Raw genomic sequence first — 25659 nt, forward strand, 5'->3', positions numbered from 1 at the left:
TATCTGTCTAAGACCTGACATAGAAAGTCCGAGAAGGCCTAAAGTGATATATAACCAATAACTAATAAATGGCGAATAAGAATACCTTTTAAAAAATAAAGAAATCGAAGATATTATAAATAATGAAACTATAAATAAATAAATCCGATAATCAGCGCCAAGAATTTTAATCGCATTTGCCGTTAAAAAAAATAAAAATTCAGAACTTATACTGGGAATAATCGTCCTATAGGCCTGGATATAGTCTCCAGAAATCATATACAACTGTTTATACGTAGCTGTATCAGAACCAACGGATACATCCCTAAATGCTACAACTGAAAAAAGTAAGATCGATGAGATTATAATATACTGTCTTTGACTTATAGGTACTCTTAGCCGTTGCAGTACTACTAAATAAACTAAAATTGCAAGAACCGTGTAGTAAATTATCATTTCAAATCATTTCTTCTCCCTTTAAATACTCATTTTACATAAAAAATCGAGAACGGCATTACTAAAAAGAGACTTCGACTACTCGACTAACTGAAGTATACTATCAGTATAGTTTTGATACTTCAAAGGGTTTTCCTGCATCGTTTTATCGTGCATAGTAAATATCACATTTTCCTCAATATCTATTACTTGTCTTGTCAACTCTTTAAGGGATGCATAAGTGAAGTCAGTCGTTAAGAAGCCATTAAACTCATTGTTGATATACTTTCCTACATCACCTGATGGAGTTGCTATAACTGGAGTTCCACATCCAAAACTTTCGCTTAGCTTAGTAGGAAACCCAGCTTTATTCAACAATATATTTTCTCGAATAATGACACTAAAATCACAAGATGCAATCATATCTAATGATTCAGTATGGGGGATTCTACCTAAAAATTCGACATTACTATTAACAAAAGGAAGACTTAACAAATCCGTGAAATTCTCTAGCAAATCATCTTTATTAACCCCTGCAATTTTCAGCCTGCATTTTTTCCCTTCTTGATTCAATTCGGATATTACCTTAATCATCCAATCTAATCTTTCTTTTTCAAACTTCTTACCTGGATCTCCAGCATAACCAAATGTCTTAATCTCATTTCCTGCATATTTCTTAACACTCGCCCATTTCTCATCTCTTATATTAATCGTAGCTGGAATCAAGCGTATCCTCGGGACAGCATCCTTGTAATAATTAAAAAGATACTCTGATATAGTAACCATATATTTTGCTTTTTTATGAAGATATTTCATTCTTATTAAAGTATCAATATCTTTAATAATATTTTTAGGAAATGCATATAACGATTTGCTAAACCAGTCTACTGTATCAACAACAACTCTAATTTTTCGTTTAGAACAATATTTCATTAGTCTCCACAAGGCTAGGGCCATATAATCCATGATTATCAATGAATGTATATTATTGACTCCGTATTGCTCAATTATTTTTACAATTGAACTAATTTCGTAAAATCGTCTCAACCAACCAGAGTTTGTATTAGGATATTTCGTAGAATATGTTGAGATTCCATTATATTCGCAATAGCTAGATAACAAATCTGTTCCTTCTTTATCATTATTTACTCCTATAATTATTGGTATTTTACCAATATCCTTGTAAGAGTTACATATCATCATGGCCCGTTGTGCAGCAGCATTTTTATCAGGCAAGAACACAGTTCCAATATAGATCACATATTTTTTATTTTCCATGTTCTCTTTATTCGTCATTTATTTATAACATCCTTATAAAGTGTCTTCATTTCATTTAAAACATTTTCAAGAGAATACTTTTCAACTCTTTCTTTATTATTGTGCCCCATTTCATTTCTTAATTTGCTATCAGTTGCTAGTAGCTTTATAGCATTAGCAAATCCTTCAACATTCTTAGGATTAGTTGAATATCCTGTAATACCATTAATTGAATAGTCTACTATTCCATGAACATTAGAAGTGACAATCGGCAATCCAGCAGCCATAGCTTCTAATGCTGCAAGCCCTAATCCCTCTCTCTTAGAGGGGAAAATAAATATATCTGAAATCAAACAAATATCAGGGATATCCTTTCTAAAACCCAATAAATGAACTTGTTCTTGCAAACCCAACTCTTTTATTAAAGCAACTAAATAATCTTTCAACCTACCTTCACCGCATATAACATAATGAATCTCAGAATCATTTAATAACTTTAGCGCTTTTAGTACCACTTCATGATTCTTATTAGCATTCAACTCTCCAACAGAGAGAAGCAGTAACTTTTTGTTTTGAACGCCTAATTTCTTCAGTACATTTTCTTTCTCTATTTCAACGTTTTTAAATTTACCTGTATCTATTCCGACCCCAGGTACATACATTACTTTTTTTGATTTAAAATATGATTTCGCTCTTAAATAATCTTCATTATTAATAGTTATTAAAACATCGGTATATTTTGAAAAAATAAGTTCAATAGGAAAATACATTAACCAATTTATTAAGGGTGCCCCTTTAAAGAAATGAAACCCATGCGCTGTATAAAATACTTTTGTTCCAATCGTTTTCCTCGATCTTCGAGCAGCTAAGCGAGCAAGCACCCCCCCCATAGGAGTGTGACAGTGTATAATAGAGTAGTTATTTTCATCTACTATTTTTACCAGCTCTTTATACGCCTTAATGTTACTTTTCCCCAAGGGGGATCTGGAAATTGGTATATTAAACTTCTTGTCACAATGCTTTATATTTATATCCCCATTTGCAACAACGTGAACTTCCCATCCTTGATCTTGAAACCACTCTAGATAGGGTAAATGGAAAGCTTTTATATGATAGTCAACAGTAGCACAAAACAATACTTTTCTTTTCATCTTTTCTCCTAAAATATTTGCTTGACAATTTGTACGATATGTTCAATATCGCTAGATCGCAAAGATGATCCTGAAGGTAAACAAACCCCTTTTGAAAACAGTTCCAGTCCAACATTGCCGTGTAGCAGTTTATGGTGATTAAACACTATACTATTAGAAAATAGCTCCTGAGCATGCATCGGTTTCCATACCGGTCGAGCTTCAATATTATTTTTCTCTAATGAATCAATAATATGTTCAGGTGTAATCGAGTACCCTTCATTAACAGTTATTACGCTTAGCCAGTAATTAGGTGAACCATCCGCAAGAATTGGCATTAACTCAATAGGCAATGTTTCAAAACTTTTTTTATAAAAAGAGTACACTTGATTCTTACTTTCGATACGTGCATTTAAACATTCAAGTTGTCCCCTACCTATTCCCGCACAAATATTGGACATTCGATAATTATAGCCAATTTCCTTATGCTCATAATGACGGGCAACTTCTCTGGACTGTGTAGACCAAAAACGCATTTTATTGATTGCATCTTTATTATTGGATACAACCATCCCTCCACCTGAGGTAGTAATTATTTTGTTACCATTGAAGGAAAAAACGGCCACATCGCCAAATGTTCCACATTTTCTCCCTTTATAAGTAGCACCTAACGCCTCCGCAGCATCCTCAATTACCGGAACACCATACCGGTTGCAGATTGGTAGCAGTTTATCATAATCAGCACTTTGTCCGTAAAGATCAACAATAATTATAGCTTTAGGCATTTTATTTTCACGAACTGCCCATTCAAAAGCCTCTTCTAATGCAATTGGTGACATATTCCAAGTTTCTGGTTCGGAATCGATAAATATTGGGGTAGCATGTTCATATAGAATGGGATTACAGCTTCCTGCAAAGGTGAGATCTGAACAAAAAACATAATCCCCTGGGCCTACCCCAAAGTATTTCAAGGCCAAATGAATACCGGACGTACCTGAGGATAAAGCCAGCCCATAGTCGACACCAACATATTCGCACAACTCTTTCTCAAACATATCAACATTTGTACCTAATGGAGCAATCCAATTTGTATCGAATGCTTCTTGTATGTACTTCATTTCGTTTCCACTCATGTGTGGGGGCGATAGATAAATCCGGTCTGGCATCATTTTTCATCTCCGAAAGTTTTTTTTATTTTTGCAGGAGTACCCGCGACCATTACATTACTTGGAACACTTTTTATTACAGTTGAACCTGCAGCTACTAGCACATCAGAACCTATACTAATATTATTTGAGATATTTGAGCCTACACCTACCCAGGTGTAATCCCCAACTCCCACGGTCCCGCTTAAACGTGCCCCTGGAGAAATGTGCACTCCTATACCTAAAATACAGTCATGATCTACGGAACAAGATGTGTTGAGAATCGCTCCTCTTCCTACCTTTACATCAGCATTTACTATGGCTCCGGGCATAATAACGCTTCCTCGATTAATTATGCTGTATTTACTTACAGAGCTAAATGGGTGAATGATCACTGGTAATTTATATCCTGCTTCCTCAAGGTAGTTTAACCATATTATTCTTCTTCGATTATTACCAATCGCTACAAAAGCATATTTATATTTATCTATAAATTTTCCATAGTCATCAAAAGGACCTAGAATGGGGTGATCTAATCCACTTGTGGCAATTGGATTGCTATCCAGAAAGGCGATGTTATCCCACAAGTTTGTAGAAGCCGCTATGTCAGCAACTACTTTTCCATGTCCACCGGCACCCAATATTAGCAAATTAGACAACCCTATCCCCCATTTTATCCTTGAATTGAATCCCCATTAAATAAGGGCATTGTCTCATTATTAGAACTGTTAATTCCATCTCTAATCAAAACATTTTTCAAAGTTCTCATAACAATTTTTAAATCCAGAGCAAAACTAATATTATCTACATACCAAACATCATATCGAAACTTCTCTTCCCAGCTTATTGCATTCCTTCCGTTTACTTGAGCCCAACCTGAGATCCCCGGTGTCACTTCGTGTCTCCTGTTTTGCTCGGGAGTATAGTAAGCCATGTACTGGACCAACAATGGCCGAGGACCAACAAAACTCATTTCGCCTTTTATAATATTAATCAGTTGTGGTAATTCATCAATACTTGTTTTTCTGAGAAAAGATCCGATTTTCGTAATCCTTTCAATATCAGGAAATAGTTCACCTTGTTCATTAGTTTCTAAGGACATGGTTCGAAACTTATATACAGTAAATACTTTACCATATCTGCCAGGGCGCTTTTGCTTAAAGAGCATAGGTCCTTTAGAACCAAATTTTATTGCTATAGCCGCCCCCAACATGATAGGGGAACAAAAAACAAGCAACAAGCAAGCTACTACTAGATCAGCGGTTCTTTTAAATATCATATACGGCCGCATAGAATTGTCCCTCCACGAACTAATAAAGAAAGGCGGGATTCTCTCCCGCCTATTCACAACAGTCAATTACCCAGTACACCCATACCTGCTTGAATTTGCGAGTTAAATTCACTCCGATATTGACTAATAATTGATGTACTATGACCATTTGCTTTAAGTTTAGCCTCCGCGTCAGCTACTATACTCTCAAACGACGCGGTGAATTGACTTAATTTTGCTTTACCTTGGGCTTTTAGTTTTTCTTTTGCTGCTGCATCTGTGGTACTCGTATATTCACTATAAAGTCCAAAAAGCGTGGAAACCGCTTCTCCTCTAAGAGCATTAAGCTTAGACTCAGCTTCGCCGGTAATCTGCTCATAAGACACCTTACTCGATTGACCTCCACCAGTTCCTCCAGTACCGCCGTTTCCTCCTGCAGCTGGTGAAGCGCTTGGAGCCGGTGTAGCTTTTGGTGAAGCGCTTGGGGAGCTAACAGGAACAGTGCTTGTTGCAGCGGATGTCGCCGCAGGTGTTGCTGTTGGTGCCGGTGAAGTTATCGGGGTAGATTCAGAGTTACCCGAGGTACCAGTAATTGTCTTGGTCTTCTGGTTCCAGCCGATTTCAATTCCTACTGATTCGGACAAGAAACGTAATGGTACATAAAGTGTGCCGTCAAGCATATAGCTGGTCAATCCGCTTGGCACAGATTTTGCTGATCCATCAAATGTATAGGTCACTTTGGACTCAGTCAGGTAAGTGATCACTTCATCCGCCTTGCCAGAGTTTGCACGGCTTACCGCGTTAGCCAGATAGTCTTTTATCGTGACTTTTTCCACGCTGCCAGGATCCGATACCGCTACTTTTTTGGATTTGTTGTCCCAAACAACGCTTTTGTTCAGCGCATAGGAAATGAAACGGAGCGGCACGTACGTTGTATTTTTAATGATGAACACATGCTGTCCTGCCGGAGGCTGAATGGTTTGACCGTCAAATACAATTTTGGCATCCACGCTGGTGACTTTAATCGGTGCTGGTCCTGCGGCTGCCATTACCGGCGTGATGCTAATCAACAGTGCAAGCCATAACAGCGCTGCGGGATATCTGATATACTTCATCATTGCTGTTCACTCCCTTGCTCTTCCTTCTGAACCTGATCGTATGTCTTGCCTTGACTCACGCCATATTTCTTAGCGATTTCTGATAGCTCGTTATATTGTTCAGGTGACACTTTATCCAGAATGATTTTTCTAGCTTCACGTTTCTCTTCTACAGTTAATCCGCCACTGGCCAGTTCCTGCAGTCGTTTGATATCCGACATACTGAGTTGTCCCAGAACAATGGAAGCTACGTTTGCCTTATCTCCAACCGTCACGTTCTCTTTAATATGTTTGGCTTTGTCCGTCGAGACTTGAGCTGAATATGCTTTCGCATCCTCTTTCTTAGGAGGAGTAGTTGCTTGTGTTGATTGATTGCTCTGCTTATCTGACGAGGTTTGTTGTTCGGGTGCTTGCCCGGCTGTACCTGATTGGGCTTTAGAAGTTTGGTCTCCTGCCGGGTTAGCTGCCGCCGTATTGCCCATGTTACCCTTATCGGTCTTGGCAGTGTTGTCCGCTTTACTGTTGTCTCCCTCAGTGCCCGAAGGTTGTTGCACAGATGGTACACTACCGTTGCCTGCCGGCACTGCCGAAGGTTGTGGCTCTGCGGCTACTGGTGTAGAACCATTATCCGCCGATGGCTCGGCTGCTACTACATCGCCTTGACCGCTGCCCAGCAGGTCATCGCTTTCCAGATCAATGCTGTCCGCCATGGAAGTCATCAGTTTATCGACCGCATAGTTGGCTGCGAACAAACCGCCGATCCCTAGTAGCAGAACAACTGCTACGCACCAAGCCAACACCTTTTTCCATCTTTTGTTAAACATTGCACTTTACACCTTCTCACCAGGAATTAGGACCTATTAACGATCACGGGTTTTCTGACGATGTTTAACTTATTGCCACAGAAGCAGCCGGCTGCATCGGCACGATCTGATTAATGACTTCCCGGATCGAATTAGCGTCATCCATCAGAACACGCTCCAGCCGCTTGAACTCAAGTTCCATCTGGTGCTGAGTCACTTCAGCGGGCTTGCCAATAAAGATACGGTCATGCAGTGTAGCACCCAGATTTTCTTCGGCTGTCAGCAGTTCTTCATACAGCTTTTCGCCTTCCCGGACACCTGTGAACTCGATGGGGATCTCTTTGTAAGGTTCATATCCGGACAGCGTAATAAGATCTTCCGCCAGCGTAACGATCTTCACCGGTTTGCCCATATCGAGCACGAAAATCTCACCGCCATTTGCAAACGAACCGGATTGGATCACAAGCTGTACGGCTTCCGGAATGGTCATGAAATAACGAACCATCTCAGGATGGGTAACCGTAACCGGGCCTCCGTCCAAAATTTGCTGTTTGAAGCGTGGAATAACGCTTCCCCGGCTGCCCAGCACGTTGCCGAACCGTACCGCCGAGAACTTCGTTTGACTGACTGAATCCAGGCTTTGTACATACATCTCTGCAATCCGTTTTGTCGCGCCCATGACACTGGTCGGATTCACCGCTTTGTCTGAAGAGATCATGACAAACCGCTCAGCCCGGTGCAGATGGGCGGCATCCGCTACATTTCTTGTACCAAACACATTATTTTTGATGGCTTCAGAAGGATTTCGTTCCATTAAGGGAACATGTTTGTGTGCTGCCGCATGAAAGACCACCTGTGGACGAAACTCCCGGAAGATGTCCATCATCCGCGTACGGTCTTGAATATCGGCGATCAACGTCACCAATGTTACATCCGGGAACTTGGACCTAAGCTCCATTTCAATGGTGTAAATGCTGTTTTCGCCATGGCCGAGCAGCAGCAGCTTGTCCGGCGCAAATCCGCTGATCTGGCGGCAGAGTTCGGAACCAATGGATCCTCCGGCACCGGTAACGAGGACAGTTTTGTTATGCACATAATTTAAAATCCCGTTCAAATCACTGACTACCGGCTCGCGTCCCAGCAAGTCTTCTACACTGACGTCGCGCAGCTTTTTAACAGATACCTTCCCTTTAATGAGGTCATTAAAGTTCGGAATAATGCGCAGCTTAACGCCTGTAGTCTTCGCGATCCCTACAATTTCCGAAATTTTATCTCTGGAAACTGACGGCATTGCAATAATGATTTCATGCACATGATGTTCAAGTACCAGCCGGGGAATATCCTTCCGGTTACCAAGCACCGAAATCCCCAAAATGGACATGTGGTATTTGTTTTCATTGTCGTCCACAAACCCGACTAGCCGGGTGTGCGAAAACGAGGGCCCCATCATCTCCTTGGCAATTAAAATGCCGCAGTCCCCCGCCCCCACAATCAGCGTGTTCGTTTGTTCATCCTGAGGCGTAAAGCGCTCTATCCGGAAGACCCGCCAGAAAAAGCGTACGCCTCCAACTAGAATTAAAACCGTCTCTACAATCCGAATCTCAACACTAAAGGGGACTCGATTTGCTAGCAGTAAAAGGGACAATCCATAGCTAATAAGCGCGCCTACACCTACAGCTTTGGCAATGGCGATAATCTCATTGATGCTTGCATACTGCCACATTCTCCGGTACAGTCCGAAATACACCATCGTCGCCCCATAGGCAAACATGCAGATTAGACCGAAGCGGAGCATTTGTATCATATAGCTATCAGGAATGCTGCCGTCAAAGCGAAACAAGTAGGAAGTCGTGATGCTAAACCAAATAATCGCAAGGTCGGTCAGGAACAGTATAGCCACTCTTTTTTTCACTGTCATTTTCAGTGCCTCCGAAAAATAACAATTTTCTCTATCGGTCAGTTCCCGTAATAATAGTAGTAGTACCCCTCACTTGCCTTGCGTTTCACGTTGTTCAGTACTACCCCCAGCATCTTCGCGCCGACCCGGTCCAAATTACCTTTGGCCTTGGCGGCAATATCGCGTTTGACTTTACCATAGCTGACGACCATAATAACTCCATCGCTTTTTGATGCCATAAGCTGAGCATCGGTGACAGCCAGCAGCGGTGGCGTATCCACCAAAATAATATCAAACTGTTGCCGCAGTTCCTGCAGCACATGGCTCATCCGGTTCGATGCCAGCATCTCTGCCGGGTTCGGCGGGATCGGTCCCGAAGTAATTACGGACAGATTGGGCACTCCCGATTCTTGAATCACATTGCTCATTTCCGCCTGCTGGGACAGCAACGAGGACAAGCCGTAGCGATTGCTCAAAGAAAAGGTTCTGTGGCCGGTGGGCTTGCGCAGGTCCGCATCAATCAGAACGACTTTTTTGTCCGATTGGGCATATGCCGCTGCAAGGTTCGCAGTGACGGTAGACTTGCCTTCTTCCGGACCGGAAGAGGTCACCATGAGGACCTGAATTTGCTCATCGACAGAAGAAAAATCAATATTCGTCCGCAGCGCTCGAAATGCTTCGGAAACAGGGGATCGCGGATTTGTAACGGTAATTAGGTGACGTTTGTTATTTTGCGGCTGTGACATGTTCCAGTTCACCCGCCTTTCTCGGTTGTGCGGTGGAAGGCAGTGTGCTCTGTTTCGCTTCTTCCTGTCCCAGTCTTGTAATCATCGCCAGGGTAGGAAGGCCAAGATACTGCTCAATATCCGCTTCCGTCTTGATCGTATCGTCCATGTACTCCAGCATGAAGGCGATTCCTAGTCCGACCATGAGCGATACTACAAAAGCAATGGCCAAATTCAGCACCACATTAGGCTCTACCGGAGCAGGGGCCGTCGGCGGATCCAGCTTGGCTTCATTCAAAATAGACACGTTCTGCACATTGAACAAAGAAGGTATTTCCTGTTTGAACACTTGGGAAATAGCGTTGACAATTTCTGCGGCTCTTTGGTAGGAATTATCTCGAACGACAAGTGTCATCACTTGCGTGTTATTTACGGAGCTAACATTTACTTTTTTCATGAGCTCTTCCGTCGTCAGGTTGAAGTCCGGATATTGATTGCTCACGAGTTCAAGGATAGCCGGAGTTTTGATGATTTCCTTATACGTGTTAATCAACTGGATATTCGTATTGATTTGGTTCAGATCGAGCTGATTGATCGATGTTTGCGTTGGGGTCTGATTAACGATGATTTTGGTAGAAGCCTCATATACCGGGTCTTTAATATAAAGACTATAGACACCAGCAGCCGCACAGGCAACGATCACGATACTGACGATCAGCCAGAGTCTTTTCCGCACAATGCGGAAATAGTCGCGAAGATCCAATTCTTGTGATGACACGTAAAATTCCCTCCAAGCTCTTTCTTCGTTTTCTTCACTAGCGCATTGTTTAGTATTCCTTAAGTCCTAGCAGTTCTAAGAGTTCTTAGGAGTGCTGCCGTTTCATTCCTTAAAAAGGCCTCCTCTCACCTGCATGAGAGGAGGCTCCAACTGTACTTGCTTTCTTATTTCAGGTTCATTGTGCGGTAGATGATAACCGCAGCTTCGGCACGGTTAGCCGTGTTGTTCGGGAAGAACTTGCCGCCATTACCGATAACCAGGTTGTTCGTTGCAGCAAAGGCTACGCCGTCTCTCAGCGTTGGGTTGATCTTACCAGCATCGGCAAACTTGCTCAGCGATGCAACATCAACCGCAGCTGTTGTTTTGTTAACAGCTTGCAGAGCGCGGGAGATCATCGTTGCCATTTCAGCACGAGTGATCGTTGCGTTAGGCTCGAAGCGGTTAGCGCCGCGGCCGTTGATGATGCCTTTTTCAGCAGCCACAGCTACATACGGAGCGTACCAAGCGGAAGAGCTAACGTCGGCAAAGCTTTGTTTTGCCGTGCTGCTTTCCAGGTTCAGCGCGCGAACGAGCATTTTAGCGAACTCGGCACGAGTTACATTGTTTTTCGGTGCAAACTTGCCTTGGCCTACGCCTTCGATCGCGCCTTTAGCGGCAACCACTTGGATCTGGCGTCCAGCCCATGCTTCTACTTTGGCCGTGTCAGAGAAGGAGACTTTGTTCTCTACAACAGCGTAGGATGAGAACGTGTCGCGCGGCTCAACGATGAACTCGCCGTCCAGTACTCCGCCTTGGTATTGCAGCGCGCCGTAAACGACTTTAGCTACGGACAGCAGTTCTTTGTCCAGACCCGTCGTATTCTTCAGCGGCAGACGCAGCGTTACAGGCTCTTTGAAAGTTGTTACCGCTTTGCCGTCAACAGTGATGGTGAAGTCGTAAACGGAAGAAGCCAGTTTGTTGGTTGTCAGCTTCGTTACAGTGGAATCGTCAACTACCGAAGTAGTCAGCGTTACCGCTCCGTCGAAATTGGCAACCGGCAGGGTAACAGTTACGCCGTTAAATGCGATTGCGATATTTTTGATGCCTTTTGCTTTGGCAGCCTCGATGATCGCTTTGGACAGCGGTACTTCGATCGTCTTCGCATTTACTGTTCCGAGGTTCAGTGTCAGCGTCAGGTTCTTCAGATCTTTGTTAGCCGCTTTTGCGTCAGCGATCAGCTTGTCCATTGCAGCCAGTACGGTAGCGTCGGAAATTCTCAGAACCGCTTTGTCGCCAGTGATAACAACCAGTTTGGAAACGTCCAGGACGCCGTCAGCGCTAACAATCGGGTTGGCTGGAGTCGTTACGACTGTACCGCCGCCGCCACCGCCGCCGCTTCCGCCGTCACCGCCGCCAGTGTTGCGAGGGTATGCAAGCAGGTAAGCTTTCACCAAGGACAGGGCTGCGTCTCTGGATTCCGGAACATAGCTGTTGAACTTAACAGCCACTTCTTTCAATTGGCTTGCAGTGATTCCGAGTCCGTATACGGCTTGGCTTACACGGAGAGCTTGTGCTCCCTCTCTCTTGTTAAGAAGATTTTGGAAAGTCGTCTCGAACAGTTGGTCTCTCGCGGCGGAATTCTGCAGCAGTTCAACCAGTTCAGCATCGGACTTGCTGTTCAGAATGCTGCGCAGTTCTGTTTCCAGACCGTTTGCACCAAACATAAATTCTTTGACATCATTCATTGTCAAATTCTCTACGCCGCCCTTGGCGCCAAGACGCTTAACAAGGTCGATATACTGCTCATTCGTGCGGATTTTTCTAACTTCGTCGTAGTTTCCACCGTATACGTCATAAACTACACTGGTTACGCTCTTGAACAGAGAGTATGCAGTCTCGGTGTCAGCTTTGTTAAGGCCCAGATTCACTTTAATCGGGGAGATGATGTCTTCAAAATAAGTGCTGTATACAGCCGTCGTGACTTTGTTCTTAAATTTGAACAAGTTTTCTACGTCTTTTTGATTCAGCTTGCTGTATACATTGTTGATTTTGGTCTGAATGTCGCTGCTGCTTACAGCAGCCGAAGCCACACTCACGATTCCCAATTTCTCTGCCAGGCCTTTGCCGCTAAGCGGGATGCCTGCCAGGGATGCTGCCGTCATACTGACCGCCAGCGTAGATACAGCGATTTTTTTCTTCAATGTCACTGTTCTTCCACCTCTTCTGTTATGTAATTTGTTGCTGCGTTGAATCCTGTGTCCATGACCTCCATTACCTGCCAAATAAATGGGAATAATGTAGAAGCCACCCAGTAAGAACCATTCTACCATTCTATTAAAAGGAAGGTCAACGCTTACGAGACAAGAATCTGAACATTTTTTGACGTTTGGTGGATTCTTGTGGAAAGGTTCCCGTTGTTAATACGCGGTTTTCCGTCAAAAGTTCTGCATTTCCTCGGAAAAATTCTCCAGCTGCTGCTCCAAGCTCCTTTTCAACCACACGAAAAGCTTCGCTAAGCCCAAATGGACGCCGCAAACTATCATGCGCATCGGATGCTACCACATGGATTAAGCCGCGTCGGCACAAATCCAGCGACAGCTTCTGCAGCTTCCCCCCAAATATTCCCGCCACACTTTGGGCCGTCAATTGTCCTAGCGCTCCCAGTTCAATCAGCCGCGCCAGCTTGTCCGGACGTTCGGCTACCTCCGCATTGCGTTCCGGGTGCGCAATAACCGGCACATATCCCTGAATGACCAGTTCGTGGCAGACCTCCGCCATACTGCTTGGCACTCTTGAAGAAGGCATCTCCAACAAAATATAACGGGATTCGGCAAGCGGAAGCAGCATTCCCTGTTCCAGTTCATCCAGAAGACCGCTGTTCACCCGGATTTCCTGCCCGGTTAACACGCGCAGCGGACAGCTGTTCTCTTCCAGCTTCCGTTTAAAAGTTTCAACCGCGTTTATGATATCGGCTGCAGGATTCAAATATTGGCCGTTAGCATGATGCGGAGTCGCCACAACAGTATGTATACCATCAGCCAACGCATCGGCGGCCATTGACAACGCCGACTCCCAGTCGGCCGCTCCGTCGTCCATGAAGGGCAGAATGTGACAATGGATATCAATCATAAGGTATGTATCGGTCCTTTCTTCGTAATTATGAATAAAAAATTGCAATTAACGTAATTTACCAGGCTTTAAGACTCAAACCTAACCATTAATCGTGGAGATTTTGTCGATCCGAGGATTACATAGCCCCCGTAATATTTCAGCATTTCGTTTCTTCCAAGTGTTCCTGGTTCTGTCGTTTCTGTCGTTTCTGTCGTTTCTGTCGTTTCTGTCGTTTCTGTCGTTTCTGTCGTTTCTGTCGTTTCTGTCGTTTCTGTCGTTTCTGTCGTTTCTGTCGTTCCGTTCATTTCCGGTGGTTCCGGTGTTTCGCGCTTTTCAGTTTTTTCAGCGTTCCCCTTGTTCCCGTCGTCCCCCCACGTCCGGCACAATTCGACGTTTACACACTCCAAATCATTGTCCCATACACAAACAGGCCGGTCAAAGGAAAGTTTCCTTGACCGGCCTGAGCCGAGCGGATCAATCACGTTTAATTGTTTCCGGACTACGAGAATCCTAAATGTCCGTTGGTTCCGGCGCATCATTGTCATTCACTGCTTCAGTTTCCGCCCCCGACTCTTCCGGTGTTCCCGCGTAAGACAGGATCACATCCCACAGCTCGTCCCTGCCTAGCCCGATTTCCGAGGAAAATGGAATAAAGGTGTCCTCCGGCCGGACGCCAAGCGCTTCTCTCATAATCTTGATGTGCTTCGGCCAGCGGGTCTTCGGGATTTTATCCGCCTTGGTTGCGACAACACACATCGGAAGACCGTAGTGCGTCAGCCACTCGAACATCATTTTGTCATCGGCAGTGGGCGGGTGGCGAAGATCGACAACCAGCAAAATAAGCTTCAGCGTCTCACGCTCAGCCAGGTATTTTTCGACCATTTTACCCCAAGCCGCCCGCTGCACCTTCGACACCTTGGCATAGCCGTAACCCGGAAAATCCACATAATACAGCTGATTATTAATACGGTAATAGTTCATATGCTGCGTCTTGCCCGGCGTGGAGCTGGTGCGGGCGAGATTGCGGCGGTTGATCATGCGGTTAATCAGCGAGGACTTTCCCACGTTGGAACGCCCTGCCAGAGCAATCTCCGGCAAAGCGTCCTGCGGGTACTGGTCCGGGCCGACGGCGCTGATCACAAATTCGGCGCTCGTAACTTTCATAAAACTTCCTTTCTACTGCAGGCCGCCCTGTTCCACAAGCGCATGCTGCAGCACTTGATCCATGTGGGATACCGGCACGAACTCCACATCGTTTTTCACGCTGTCGGGAATTTCCTTGAGATCGCGCTCGTTGTCTTTGGGCAGCAGAATTTTTTTGTAGCCGGCGCGGTGGGCAGCCAGCGATTTTTCCTTCAGTCCGCCGATCGGCAGCACCCGGCCGCGAAGCGTGATTTCTCCCGTCATCGCCACGTCCTTCGAGACATGCCGTTTGGTCAGGGCCGAGATCAGCGCGGTCGCAATCGTAATCCCTGCGGACGGTCCGTCCTTCGGAATGGCGCCTTCCGGAATGTGGATATGCACATCGTTTTTCTCATGAAAATCCAGCGGGATTCCCAGCTCCGCAGCCTTGGACCGGGTATAACTGAAGGCAGCCTGCGCCGACTCCTTCATCACATCGCCCAGCTTGCCGGTCAGCGTAAGCTTGCCGGTTCCCGGCACAACCGTTACTTCGATCAAAAGCGTGTCTCCGCCCACTTCCGTCCAGGCCAGCCCGGTCACCGTGCCGATCTGGTCTTCCAGCTCCGCCATTCCGTAGCGGTACTTAGGCGTGCCCAGATACTCCTTCACATCGTCCGGACCGATGACGACAGTCTCTTTCTCGTTCGAAACGATCAGCTTCGCCGCTTTGCGGCAGAGCGCCGCGACCTGCTGCTCCAGATTACGCACGCCGGACTCGCGGGTATATTCACGGATGACGCGCAGCAGCGTATCTTCGCTGATCTGCAGCTGTTCTTCCGTCAGGCCGTGGTTCTTCTTCTGCTTCGGCAGCAGATAACGTCCGCCGATTTGCAGCTTCTCCAGCTCCGTATAGCCCGGGATGTACAGCATCTCCATCCGGTCAAGCAGCGGGCGCGGAATGTTATGCACCGCATTGGCGGTTGTCACGAACATTACGCTGGACAGGTCAAATGGCAGCTCGACAAAATGATCGCTGAACGTGTTATTCTGCTCGGGGTCAAGCACCTCCAGCAGGGCAGCCGATGGATCGCCGCGGAAATCCGACGCCATCTTGTCGATCTCGTCAAGCAGGAAGACGGGGTTCAGACTTCCCGCAGTCTTCATGCCCTGAATGATGCGGCCAGGCATCGCGCCGACATAAGTACGGCGGTGACCGCGAATCTCCGCTTCATCCCGGACGCCGCCAAGCGAGATCCGCACGAATTGGCGGTTCAGCGAGCGGGCGATTGAGCGGGCCAGCGAGGTTTTGCCGACACCTGGGGGCCCCACGAGACACAAAATCGGACCCTTCAGCTGCTTCACCAGCTTCTGGACGGCCAAATACTCCAGCACACGCTCCTTCGGTTTCTCCAGACCGTAGTGGTCTTCGTTCAGCACCTGCTCGGCTTTCTGCATATCGAGATCGTCTTCGGTGCTGTGGCTCCAAGGGAGCGCCAGCAGCCAGTCGACGTAGTTGCGGATGACGCCGCCTTCGGCGGAGCTGGACGGCATCTTTTCCAGCCGGTCGATCTCCTTCTCCACCTTCTCGCGAACCTTCTCCGGCAGCTCCAGATCAGCCATCTGGCTGCGCAGTTCATCGGCTTCACCGGCCCGGCCTTCCTTGTCGCCGAGCTCTTTCTGGATCGCCTTCATTTGTTCCCGCAGATAATATTCTTTCTGGGTTTTCTCCATCTGCTTCTTCACGCGCTGGCTGATCTTGCGTTCCAGCTCCAGCACTTCGCGTTCGTTGTTCAAAAAGTCCAGCAGCTTCTCCAGCCGCTTGTGCACATCAATCGTCTCAAGAATCTCTTGTTTGTCCTTAATCTTGAGCGTCAGGTGACTCGTGATTACATCCGCCAGGCGGCCAGGCTCCTCGATGTCCGACACCGCGGCCAGCGTTTCGGGGGTTACCTTCTTCGACAGGCTGATGTAGTGCTCAAACTGCGCCAGCACCGTGCGCATCAGCGCGTCACTCTCCTGGTCACCGTCTTCCTGCTCAGGCAGCTCCCGCGCCAATACTTCGTAAAACTCCTCGTTATCCGTATATTGAATGATTTCGGCCCGTTCCATGCCTTCCACAAGCACGCGGATCGTTCCGTTCGGCAGCTTCAGCATCTGGCGGACATTGGCCACCGTGCCCACCCGGAATATATCGTCCTGCCCCGGTTCTTCAATATTTACTTCAGACTGAGAACAGAGGAGGATTAAGTTGTCTTCCACCATCGCTTTCTCCAGCGCTTTAACGGATTTCTCGCGCCCCACGTCCAGATGCAGGACCATGCTCGGGTAAACAAGAAGCCCTCTTAACGGCAGCAAAGGAAAACGACGACCTTTCGTTTTGTTGGATATCATCGCTTTCGCACCCCCAATGGCTCTCAAGTAATGTCATATGCATTTATTCTAACAAAAGCCGCCTGAAAACACCAATTGGACCACCTCTCGCCAGCAGGCGGCTGTTCCGCGCGTTGCGGCTGCAGCCCAGCCTGCTGCCGCTAAGTTCACGGTGCAGGTAACCCGCCGCGATCGCTCCCTGACCGCTCTCTGACCGTTCCCTGCTGCATCAGCCTCCCGCCCAGCGGGAAGGACAGGCCGCCTCCTGTCGAGGAATCACAGCCTGCCCTTCAGCAGCGGGCCAAAATAAATTAGCCCATATCGTTCGTTTACGGTCACTGCCCGCTACAGGTTCGCCCCGTCCCCAGCGGCCCCCGCCTGAAACATCGGCGCGCCGGAAGCGTACGAATCGCCGGACGCCGCGGGCAGCCGGATATCGGCGGTATCCGCTCCGAATAGATGGCGGAACACCTCGTCAATCGTCTCTACCGGGATTACGCGCTGCGGTTGCAGCTCCGCAAACAGCGACTGCCAGTTCTCCTTCGGAACAAACACCGTTGTTGCGCCCGCCTGGAGCGCGGCTTCCACTTTGGCAACGACGCCGCCAACCGGCTTCACTTTGCCGTGGATGCCGATCTCGCCGGTCATCGCCGCCGTATTGTCCACCGGCAGCCCCCGGATCGCCGATACAACCGCCACCGCCATGGCGACACCAGCGGACGGACCATCCACAGGCGTACCGCCCGGGAAATTCACATGCAGGTCGTATTGATCCGGATTCAGGTTCATGGAACGCAGCACGGTCAAAACGTTCTCAATCGAGCCTTTCGCCATACTTTTGCGCCGGATCGTGCGCGAACCGCCACCAATCTCCTCTTCATCAACCACGCCGGTGATGCTGACCCGTCCCTGCCCTCCAACAGCCGGGGAGGCAGTCACTTCAATTTCAAGCAAGGTGCCCATGCCCGGCCCGTACACGGCGAGGCCGTTCACAAGGCCGATTTGCGGCGATGCCGGTACCTTGCGTTCGGTCCGCAGCGGCAGCTGGCTGCTGCCGGCCACCCACTCGACATCGGAGGCGCTTAGTGTGTCGCGTTCTTCTGTCAGCGCAAGGCCTGCCGCCAGCTGAATGATATTAACAGCCTCGCGTCCGTTGGTCGCATACTGCGTAACCACTTCAACCGCCTCGGGACTCGGCTTCAGCCCGATTTTCGCAATCGCCTCCCTGGAGATGATACCAATCTCCTCTGGAAGCAGCGGCCGGAAATAAATCTCCATGCACCGGGAACGAAGCGCCGGAGGCAGTTCATGCGGCGAGCGGGTCGTTGCACCCACCAGACGGAAATCCGCAGGCAGCCCATTTTGAAAAATATCGTGGATATAGGCCGGCGTACTGCTGTCCTCCGAGTTGTAATAGGCGCTTTCGAGCAGCACCTTGCGGTCCTCCAGCACTTTCAGCAGTTTATTCATTTGAATCGGATGCAGTTCTCCGATTTCGTCGACGAACAAAATGCCGCCATGCGCCTTCGTCACTGCGCCCGGCTTTGGCTGCGGCACCCCGGCGACGCCCATCGCGCCTGCTCCCTGGTAAATCGGATCGTGGACCGAGCCAATCAGCGGGTCGGCAATGCCGCGTTCATCAAAACGCGCCGTTGTAGCATCAATCTCCGTAAACTTTGCGTCGCCTTTAAAAGGAGACAGTTTGTTTTTTTTCGCTTCCTCCAGCACCACCCGGGCTGCGGCGGTTTTACCGACTCCGGGCGGTCCATAAATGATCACATGCTGCGGGTTGGCGCTGCACAAAGCCGCCTTCAACGCGCGCAGCCCGTCCTTCTGGCCGACGATGTCGCCGATCGAAGCCGGCCGGGTCTTTTCCGCCAGCGGTTTTGTCAGTGAAATCGCCCGCATTTTGCGAAGCTTCTCCAGCTCCTTGCGCGACTCTCGGTCCACCGCCGTCTTGTTGGTCTTTTGTCCGCGAAGCTGATTCCAAAAATAAACGCCGATGACGGACGCAAAAAAGAGCTGCACCACCATCAGCACGACGCCCAATTCCATGATCTTCACACCATCCTTCTTCTTCTGACTCGATTCTCCTGCGGCGTCTGCCGGCGATCCTATCTATCATAAATTTTGCATTCCTGCCGGACTGCAGTGTAACCAATACTAGGTAGTATAGCCTTTTACGCCGCCGATAAACGCGCCGGACGGTGTTTCGCCAAGAAAAGGGCAGCAGCCGCTCCCCGCTTTCCGGTTATTCACTAATTCCATCGATATAACAAAAATCAGGCCCGCCGGATTCCCTCTCCGGTTGGCCTGATCATTTGAAGCGGAAGCAGACCTCCGCTTTACTTTATAGGACTTATCGCATTAAGCAGTTCGTCATCTCCGCCTAAGCCCGATGCTCGTGCTTACTGCTTTTATCTATTGCATTAACCACACCGTCCCAGACTCTCAAGGCTTACACCGTCTCCGCCGCAGCCCGGTGCTGATGCTCCTTGCGGCCCGGAATTTCTCCGGTCGCTTCGTAATGCGCCACGATGATGTCGATTTCTTTCTTCAGCTCGTCGACAAGCTCGGCTTCCGGCACTTTGCGGATCATCTGTCCGTACCGGAACAGCAGTCCTTCTCCCCGGGCGCCGGCAATGCCGATGTCCGCTTCGCGCGCTTCGCCCGGGCCGTTAACGGCACAGCCCAGCACGGACACCTTAATCGGCACCTTCAGCTTGGAGATGTATTCTTCCACCTCGTTGGCGATGGAGAACAGGTCGATATCGAGCCGTCCGCAGGTGGGGCAGGAAATCAGCGTTGCCGCGTTGGAGATCAGCCCAAAGGTCTTAAGCAGCTCCCGCGCGACCTTGACTTCTTCCACCGGATCCGCGCTGAGCGAGATCCGGACTGTGCTGCCAATGCCCATCGACAGCAGAGCGCCAATCCCCGCCGAGCTCTTGACCGTTCCCGCAAACAAGGTACCGGATTCGGTAATCCCCAGGTGCAGCGGATAAGGAATGACCTCGGCGGCCTTGCGGTAGGCTTCAATCGCCATCGGCACGTCGGAGGCTTTTAGCGAAACGATAATATCATGGAAATCCAACTCCTCCAAAATACCGATGTGGAACAAGGCGCTTTCCACCATCGCTTCCGGCGTAGGATAACCGTATTTCTCCAGCAGATGCTGCTCCAGCGAACCGGCGTTGACGCCAATCCGGATCGGAATGCCCTTCTCTTTGCAGGCTTTGACAACGGCTTCGACCTTCTCCCGGCGTCCGATGTTGCCCGGATTGATCCGCACTTTGTCGATTCCGTTTTCGATGGCCAGCAGCGCCAGCTTGTAGTTAAAGTGGATGTCGGCAACAAGCGGGATATGAATCCGCTTCTTGATCTCCTTGATCGCCGCCGCCGCTTCTTCGTTATTCACGGTTACGCGCACCAGCTGGCAGCCCGCTTCCTCCAGCCGCAAAATCTCCGCGACAGTCGCTTCCACATCCGCCGTCTTCGTGGTACACATACTTTGGATGGCAACCTCGTTGTTTCCCCCGATGATGACGCCGCCAACGTTGACGGGACGCGTCTGGTGTCTCAAGAACATATGGTTTCTCCCCCATAACGCCAAAGCTCCACCCTCGGCACCCCGTGAAAGGCAGGTTAAGAAGGTGGAGTTCGGGTTTATATTTGTAAGCTCCTGGATCAGGCGCTTTCTTCTTGTTTCTTATCCTTGGACAGATTCAGCTCAGGCAGAGCCTTCTCTTGGACGACCTTCTCCGTAATGACACAGTCCTTGATGTCTTCGCGGGAAGGAACCTCGTACATCACGTCCAGCATGATGCTTTCGATGATCGCACGGAGTCCGCGCGCGCCGGTGTTACGTTTGATCGCTTCCTTGGCGATGGCTTCCAGCGCCTGCGGCTCGAACTTCAGGTTCACATTGTCCATCTCCAGCAGCTTGATATACTGCTTGGTCAACGCGTTCTTCGGCTCGGACAGGATGCGGACCAGCGTCTTCTCGTCGAGCGGCTCCAGCGTGGAGATGACCGGCAGACGTCCAACGAACTCGGGGATCAGACCGAATTTCAGCAGGTCTTCCGGCAGCACCATCGACAGGTATTCGCCCGCTTTCAGGTCCTTTTGGCCGTCGGCTGTGGCGTTGAAGCCGATGACTTTTTTGCCGACACGGCGTTTGATCAGCTGCTCCAGCCCGTCAAATGCGCCGCCGACGATAAACAGGATGTTCGTTGTGTCGATCTGAATGAACTCCTGATGCGGGTGCTTGCGTCCCCCCTGCGGCGGAACCGAAGCAACCGTGCCTTCCAGAATCTTCAGCAGGGCCTGCTGCACGCCTTCACCCGAAACGTCGCGGGTAATGGACGGATTCTCGGATTTGCGCGCCACTTTGTCAATCTCATCAATATAAATAATGCCGCGTTCGGCTTTCTCTACATCATAATCCGCAGCTTGAATCAGCTTCAGCAAAATGTTCTCAACGTCTTCGCCGACATAACCGGCTTCCGTCAGGGAAGTCGCATCCGCAATTGCAAACGGAACGTTCAGAATCTTCGCCATTGTCTGAGCAAGCAGCGTTTTACCGGAGCCCGTCGGACCAAGCAGCAAAATGTTGCTCTTCGACAGCTCTACATCCTCGATCTTGCTTTGCGTGTTAATCCGCTTGTAGTGGTTATACACCGCTACGGACAAAGATTTCTTCGCCTGCTCTTGACCGATGACATACTGGTCGAGAATATCGCGGATTTCCTTTGGCTTCGGAATATCCTTCAGATCCAGCTCTTCTTCATGGCCGAGCTCTTCTTCCACAATCTCCGTGCACAGCTCGATGCACTCGTCGCATATATAAACGCCGGGTCCCGCTACAAGCTTGCGGACCTGCTCCTGCGATTTGCCGCAAAAGGAGCATTTCAGCTGTCCTTTCTCATCGTTAAACTTAAACATCTAACCACCCCTTTAGGATTTGATCGGTGCAGTGAGAACCTGGTCAATAATGCCGTATTCCTTCGCTTCCTCCGCACTCATAAAAAAGTCGCGATCCGTGTCACGCTCGATTTTTTCAAGGGGCTGACCTGTACGGTCCACATAAATTTGGTTCAGCTTCTGTCTGGTCTTAATAATCCAGTCCGCATGAATCCAAATATCGGACGCCTGACCTTGAACGCCGCCAAGCGGCTGATGAATCATTACTTCGCTGTTCGCCAGCGCATACCGTTTGCCCGGCGCACCGGCCGTCAGCAGGAGCGAGCCCATGCTTGCCGCCATGCCAACACAAATCGTGGAAACATCGGGTTTGATGTATTGCATCGTATCATATATACCCATGCCCGCGGTTACAGAACCACCAGGCGAGTTGATGTACAGACTAATGTCCTTCTCGGGATCCTCAGCCGCCAGAAACAGCAATTGAGCGATAACCAGATTGGCGACATCATCGTCAATCGCATTGCTCAGGAAGATGATGCGGTCTTTGAGCAATCTGGAGTATATATCGTATGAGCGTTCTCCTCTGTTAGTCGATTCTACAACCATTGGTACCAGACTCATGCCACCAACCCCTTTTCTGTATAGTTTAGTGTTGCCTGTGCAGAAATATTTTAACACGTTCAAAGCGCAATGTCATTTTTTCACTCTTCGGGCCGTTCGACCCGGCAGAGCGCGGGGAATCTTCCAGTCCTCATGAAAAAAAATCCGCCGAGCCGCCCTCGTGTCTCTGGAATAATCAGATTCGCGTCAGCCCCGGTTTCGATTGCATCAGCTTCGTGTCCATTCGGTCCGGACTGCACCGGCACCCCACAGCTTCAGAAACCGCAAGCCCCGGTAACCGGGGCCCCGCCTTATAAGCAAAGGCACGTAAGGGAATCTACGTGCCTTTGAATCATGCAGCCGCAGCCAGTGGTGCGGTCTGTATTATGAAATTGTGGGAAATTACTCTGCGCTGTCTTCAGCCTTGGCTTCTTCGGCTTTAGCTTCTTCTGCCGGCGCTTCAACTTCTTTGCTGTTCTCAACCAGGAACTCGATCGTCTTGCGGAGGGAGATTTCCTCCTTCAGACTGCCCAGCGAACCGTTGGAAGCGAGGATATTGCGGATTTCTTCCGGTGTACGCTTGTACATTTCGGCCATATCCGCCAGTTCCTTGTTCACTTCTTCTTCGGACACTTCGATATTCTCCTGCTTCGCGATCACTTCAAGCACCAGGTTGTTGCGGACGCGTTTCTCGGCGTCGCCTCTCATCTGGGTTTCCAGATCTTCGCGGGTTTGGCCGGAGAAGCTCAGGAACATGTCCATGTTCATGCCTTGCTGACGAAGACGGTTGTCGAAATCACGGACCATGTTCTCTACTTCGCTGTTGATCATGGCGTCCGGAATTTCCACTTCGGCATTGGAAGCAGCTTTGTCGACTACCGCGTTTTCGCGTTCGCCTTTCAGTTCAGCTTCCTTGCGGGATTCGAGCTGTTTCTTCAAATCTTCTTTGTATTCGGCAAGCGTTTCGAACTCGCTTACGTCTTTGGCGAACTCATCGTCCAGCTCCGGAAGCTGCTTGCGCTTGATTTCATGCAGTTTTACTTTGAAGGTTGCAGCTTTGCCGGCCAGGTTCTCTGCATGGTACGTTTCCGGGAAAGTTACTTCCACGTCCTTGAAGTCGCCTGTAGCCATGCCTACCACTTGCTCCTCGAAGCCAGGGATAAAGGAGTTGCTGCCCAGTTCCAGGGAATAGCGTTCGGCTTTGCCGCCTTCAAACGCTTCGCCGTCCACATAGCCGTCGAAATCGATAACGGCGATGTCGCCTTCTGCAGCCGGCTGCTCGTCGATTACGACCAGCTCTGCATGGCGCTCTTGCAGACGCTTCAGTTCAGCCGACAGCTCTTCTTCAGTAACTTCAGCTTTGCGGACCGGAATTTCCAGACCTTTGTATTCGCCAAGCGTTACTTCAGGCTTCACTGTGATTTTGGCTTTGAACTTGAAGGATTGGCCTTTGCCGAATTGCTCGATGTCCACTTCCGGACGGTCAACCGGGAAGATGTCGGTTTGTTCGACAGCTTCGGAATACGCTTCCGGGAGAAGAATGTCGATCGCGTCTTGGTAGAGGCTCTCTACGCCAAAACGGGATTCGAAGATCGGCCGCGGCACTTTGCCTTTGCGGAAGCCCGGCACGTTGGCTTTCTTTACCACTTTATTAAATGCTTGATCGAGAGCTTTGGATACGCGCTCTGCGTCAACTTCTACTTCAAGAACCCCAAGGTTCTTCTCTATTTTTTCCCAGGTTGCTTTCATGTTATACTTTCCCCTCCAAAATAGGTTCACATGATTCTTTGAAAATACACGCACAGAATAACCATTATAGTATATCCAACATCATGCCGTTTTTCAAGTAGATTAATCCCCGTACGGACGGCGCCTAACAGCAGGACAGGCACAGATACCAGAAAACGGCGGAAGCATGCGCCCGAAAAAGAGGGCCGCTTCCGCGCGCTCAGAGTCCGTTTTTGACAAACTGCCGGATCGAACGGTACGCCTGTTCAAACTGGAAGCGCATCGTATCCGTTATACCGTACAGGGTCCGCGTCTCTTCCTCGTTTCGCGTGCCGTTCAGGCTTTCGGACACCACCTGGTGCAGCGCGCCGGCCCAGAGGTCGAGCGTCTCGTCGTCCCCGCGGAGAAGCCAGCGGTAATCGGTTGTCCCGTAAGCCGACATGATGAACTGGCTCCAGAGCTCCTGGGCAAAATAATACAGCGTGGGCTCATGCACTTCCGTCTGTTCCGCTACCCGCTCCAGCACCTGCGCGACCTGGGCCGGGAATTCGCCGTTCTGCAGCGGCACGTCTTCGATCTCCACCTGGATCATTCCGCTTCCGCGCTGCAGCCGGACGCCGCCCGTAACGCCGCGGCGCCGCAGCGTCTGCAGCGCCCGGAACTGCAGCAGCGGATGCGCCCGTTCCCGCTCGAGCCAATCCGTCAGCTCGGCGTCGATCTCCTCGCCTTCCAAATACGACAGCTGCTCCAGCGCCAGCACCGTCTGCTCGCTCAGCGGCTCGGCAATCACTCTGGAGAGCAGCTTGCTCTGATATTCCCGATCTTCTTCCTGCTTCTGTCTGGCCAGCCTGCGGGCCATTTCTTCCTCGCCAAGGTCCGCATCCTGTTCCGGCACGGCGGGCGTCTCGGCGAAGGCCTGGGCGTGATCCGCATAAGGGAACGCATCCTCCAGCCAGCCCAGCAGCGACTGCCATTCTTCGTAATGCCGCGGCTCCTGCCCCTGGCATTGCAGCAGAAAACGGAGCAGCTCCATCGCTTCTCCGTAGCGTTCGCCCTCCAGCATAACCGTCAGCTGGATCTGATAGTAATCCAGCGTCTTCGGAAACAGCACTACATTCTCCTTGACGGGAGCTTCGGATTGTTTGATAGGGGCACCTCCTTTATGTGTCGGCGATCAATCTGGCCAATTCCGGCGGATCAGGGTCCGCGCGGTTTACATCCCTATGAATGAAAGGACTGCGCCTTAGGCTGCCTCCTTTGTTTTGTCCGGAACATCAATCGCAGATAATAGCATACCCTCCACAGCGGTG

General features: G+C 49.3%; 22 protein-coding genes. All 22 read right to left on the reverse strand.

Going from position 1 to position 25659, the window contains the following annotated elements:
• Nucleotides 1–435, reverse strand: a 435-nt coding sequence (locus tag ACE6ED_RS27955; protein ID WP_410830735.1) for an EpsG family protein, incomplete at its 3' end; no start/stop codon positions are given.
• 78 nt (nucleotides 436–513) lie between these two features.
• Nucleotides 514–1710, reverse strand: a complete 1197-nt coding sequence (locus ACE6ED_RS27960) for a glycosyltransferase (protein ID WP_410830736.1) — start codon at nucleotides 1708–1710, stop codon at nucleotides 514–516.
• Nucleotides 1707–2822: a glycosyltransferase family 4 protein gene (locus ACE6ED_RS27965; RefSeq protein ID WP_410830737.1), complete on the reverse strand. Its 1116-nt coding sequence runs from the start codon at nucleotides 2820–2822 to the stop codon at nucleotides 1707–1709. Before ACE6ED_RS27965 ends, ACE6ED_RS27960 begins: the two co-directional genes overlap by 4 nt.
• 8 nt (nucleotides 2823–2830) lie before the next feature.
• Nucleotides 2831–3919 (reverse strand): DegT/DnrJ/EryC1/StrS family aminotransferase, encoded by a 1089-nt coding sequence (locus ACE6ED_RS27970; protein WP_410830738.1) that lies wholly within the window; start codon nucleotides 3917–3919, stop codon nucleotides 2831–2833.
• A gap of 47 nt (nucleotides 3920–3966) precedes the next feature.
• Nucleotides 3967–4605 carry an acetyltransferase gene (locus tag ACE6ED_RS27975; protein ID WP_410830739.1) on the reverse strand — a complete coding sequence of 213 codons (639 nt, stop codon included), beginning with the start codon at nucleotides 4603–4605 and terminating at the stop codon, nucleotides 3967–3969.
• 14 nt (nucleotides 4606–4619) lie between these two features.
• The gene (locus ACE6ED_RS27980; protein WP_410830740.1) at nucleotides 4620–5225 is read right to left on the reverse strand and encodes a sugar transferase; all 606 of its coding nucleotides are present in this window, start codon (nucleotides 5223–5225) and stop codon (nucleotides 4620–4622) included.
• A 74-nt stretch (nucleotides 5226–5299) separates the two neighbouring features.
• Nucleotides 5300–6334, reverse strand: coding sequence for a copper amine oxidase N-terminal domain-containing protein (locus ACE6ED_RS27985; RefSeq protein WP_410830741.1), 1035 nt, complete (start codon nucleotides 6332–6334; stop codon nucleotides 5300–5302).
• Nucleotides 6331–7137 carry a hypothetical protein gene (locus ACE6ED_RS27990; RefSeq protein ID WP_410830742.1) on the reverse strand — a complete coding sequence of 269 codons (807 nt, stop codon included), beginning with the start codon at nucleotides 7135–7137 and terminating at the stop codon, nucleotides 6331–6333. Before ACE6ED_RS27990 ends, ACE6ED_RS27985 begins: the two co-directional genes overlap by 4 nt.
• 64 nt (nucleotides 7138–7201) lie before the next feature.
• Nucleotides 7202–9034: a polysaccharide biosynthesis protein gene (locus ACE6ED_RS27995; RefSeq protein ID WP_410830743.1), complete on the reverse strand. Its 1833-nt coding sequence runs from the start codon at nucleotides 9032–9034 to the stop codon at nucleotides 7202–7204.
• Nucleotides 9035–9072: 38 nt separating this feature from the next.
• Nucleotides 9073–9759 carry a CpsD/CapB family tyrosine-protein kinase gene (locus ACE6ED_RS28000; protein WP_410830744.1) on the reverse strand — a complete coding sequence of 229 codons (687 nt, stop codon included), beginning with the start codon at nucleotides 9757–9759 and terminating at the stop codon, nucleotides 9073–9075.
• Nucleotides 9740–10516, reverse strand: a complete 777-nt coding sequence (locus ACE6ED_RS28005; protein WP_410830745.1) for a YveK family protein — start codon at nucleotides 10514–10516, stop codon at nucleotides 9740–9742. The genes ACE6ED_RS28000 and ACE6ED_RS28005 overlap by 20 nt, the downstream gene beginning before the upstream one ends.
• Before the next feature lie 164 nt (nucleotides 10517–10680).
• Nucleotides 10681–12702 carry an S-layer homology domain-containing protein gene (locus ACE6ED_RS28010; protein ID WP_410830746.1) on the reverse strand — a complete coding sequence of 674 codons (2022 nt, stop codon included), beginning with the start codon at nucleotides 12700–12702 and terminating at the stop codon, nucleotides 10681–10683.
• A gap of 139 nt (nucleotides 12703–12841) precedes the next feature.
• Nucleotides 12842–13624, reverse strand: a complete 783-nt coding sequence (locus ACE6ED_RS28015; RefSeq protein ID WP_410830747.1) for a tyrosine-protein phosphatase — start codon at nucleotides 13622–13624, stop codon at nucleotides 12842–12844.
• A gap of 68 nt (nucleotides 13625–13692) precedes the next feature.
• On the reverse strand, nucleotides 13693–13911 hold the full coding sequence (locus tag ACE6ED_RS28020; protein WP_410830748.1) for a hypothetical protein: 219 nt from the start codon (nucleotides 13909–13911) through the stop codon (nucleotides 13693–13695).
• 205 nt (nucleotides 13912–14116) lie between these two features.
• The gene (yihA, locus tag ACE6ED_RS28025) at nucleotides 14117–14770 is read right to left on the reverse strand and encodes a ribosome biogenesis GTP-binding protein YihA/YsxC (protein ID WP_410830749.1); all 654 of its coding nucleotides are present in this window, start codon (nucleotides 14768–14770) and stop codon (nucleotides 14117–14119) included.
• 12 nt (nucleotides 14771–14782) lie between these two features.
• On the reverse strand, nucleotides 14783–17119 hold the full coding sequence (lon, locus tag ACE6ED_RS28030; protein WP_410830750.1) for an endopeptidase La: 2337 nt from the start codon (nucleotides 17117–17119) through the stop codon (nucleotides 14783–14785).
• Nucleotides 17120–17443: 324 nt separating this feature from the next.
• Nucleotides 17444–19153, reverse strand: coding sequence for an ATP-dependent protease LonB (gene lonB, locus ACE6ED_RS28035; protein WP_410830765.1), 1710 nt, complete (start codon nucleotides 19151–19153; stop codon nucleotides 17444–17446).
• Nucleotides 19154–19556: 403 nt separating this feature from the next.
• Entirely contained in the window at nucleotides 19557–20684 is a 1128-nt protein-coding gene (gene ispG, locus ACE6ED_RS28040; RefSeq protein WP_410830751.1) for a flavodoxin-dependent (E)-4-hydroxy-3-methylbut-2-enyl-diphosphate synthase, read from the reverse strand.
• Nucleotides 20685–20782: 98 nt separating this feature from the next.
• Entirely contained in the window at nucleotides 20783–22039 is a 1257-nt protein-coding gene (gene clpX / locus ACE6ED_RS28045; RefSeq protein WP_410830752.1) for an ATP-dependent protease ATP-binding subunit ClpX, read from the reverse strand.
• A 12-nt stretch (nucleotides 22040–22051) separates the two neighbouring features.
• A complete protein-coding gene (clpP, locus tag ACE6ED_RS28050; protein WP_410830753.1) occupies nucleotides 22052–22642 on the reverse strand; it encodes an ATP-dependent Clp endopeptidase proteolytic subunit ClpP in 591 nt (196 codons plus the stop codon).
• A gap of 381 nt (nucleotides 22643–23023) precedes the next feature.
• Complete coding sequence (tig, locus tag ACE6ED_RS28055) at nucleotides 23024–24370, reverse strand: trigger factor (protein WP_410830754.1); 1347 nt, start codon at nucleotides 24368–24370, stop codon at nucleotides 23024–23026.
• Nucleotides 24371–24569: 199 nt separating this feature from the next.
• Nucleotides 24570–25460, reverse strand: a complete 891-nt coding sequence (locus ACE6ED_RS28060; RefSeq protein WP_410830755.1) for a hypothetical protein — start codon at nucleotides 25458–25460, stop codon at nucleotides 24570–24572.
• Between the last annotated feature and the right edge of the window lie 199 nt (nucleotides 25461–25659).

The sequence above is a fragment of the Paenibacillus nanchangensis genome, from assembly GCF_046543445.1.
GTDB lineage: Bacteria > Bacillota > Bacilli > Paenibacillales > Paenibacillaceae > Paenibacillus_AQ > Paenibacillus_AQ nanchangensis.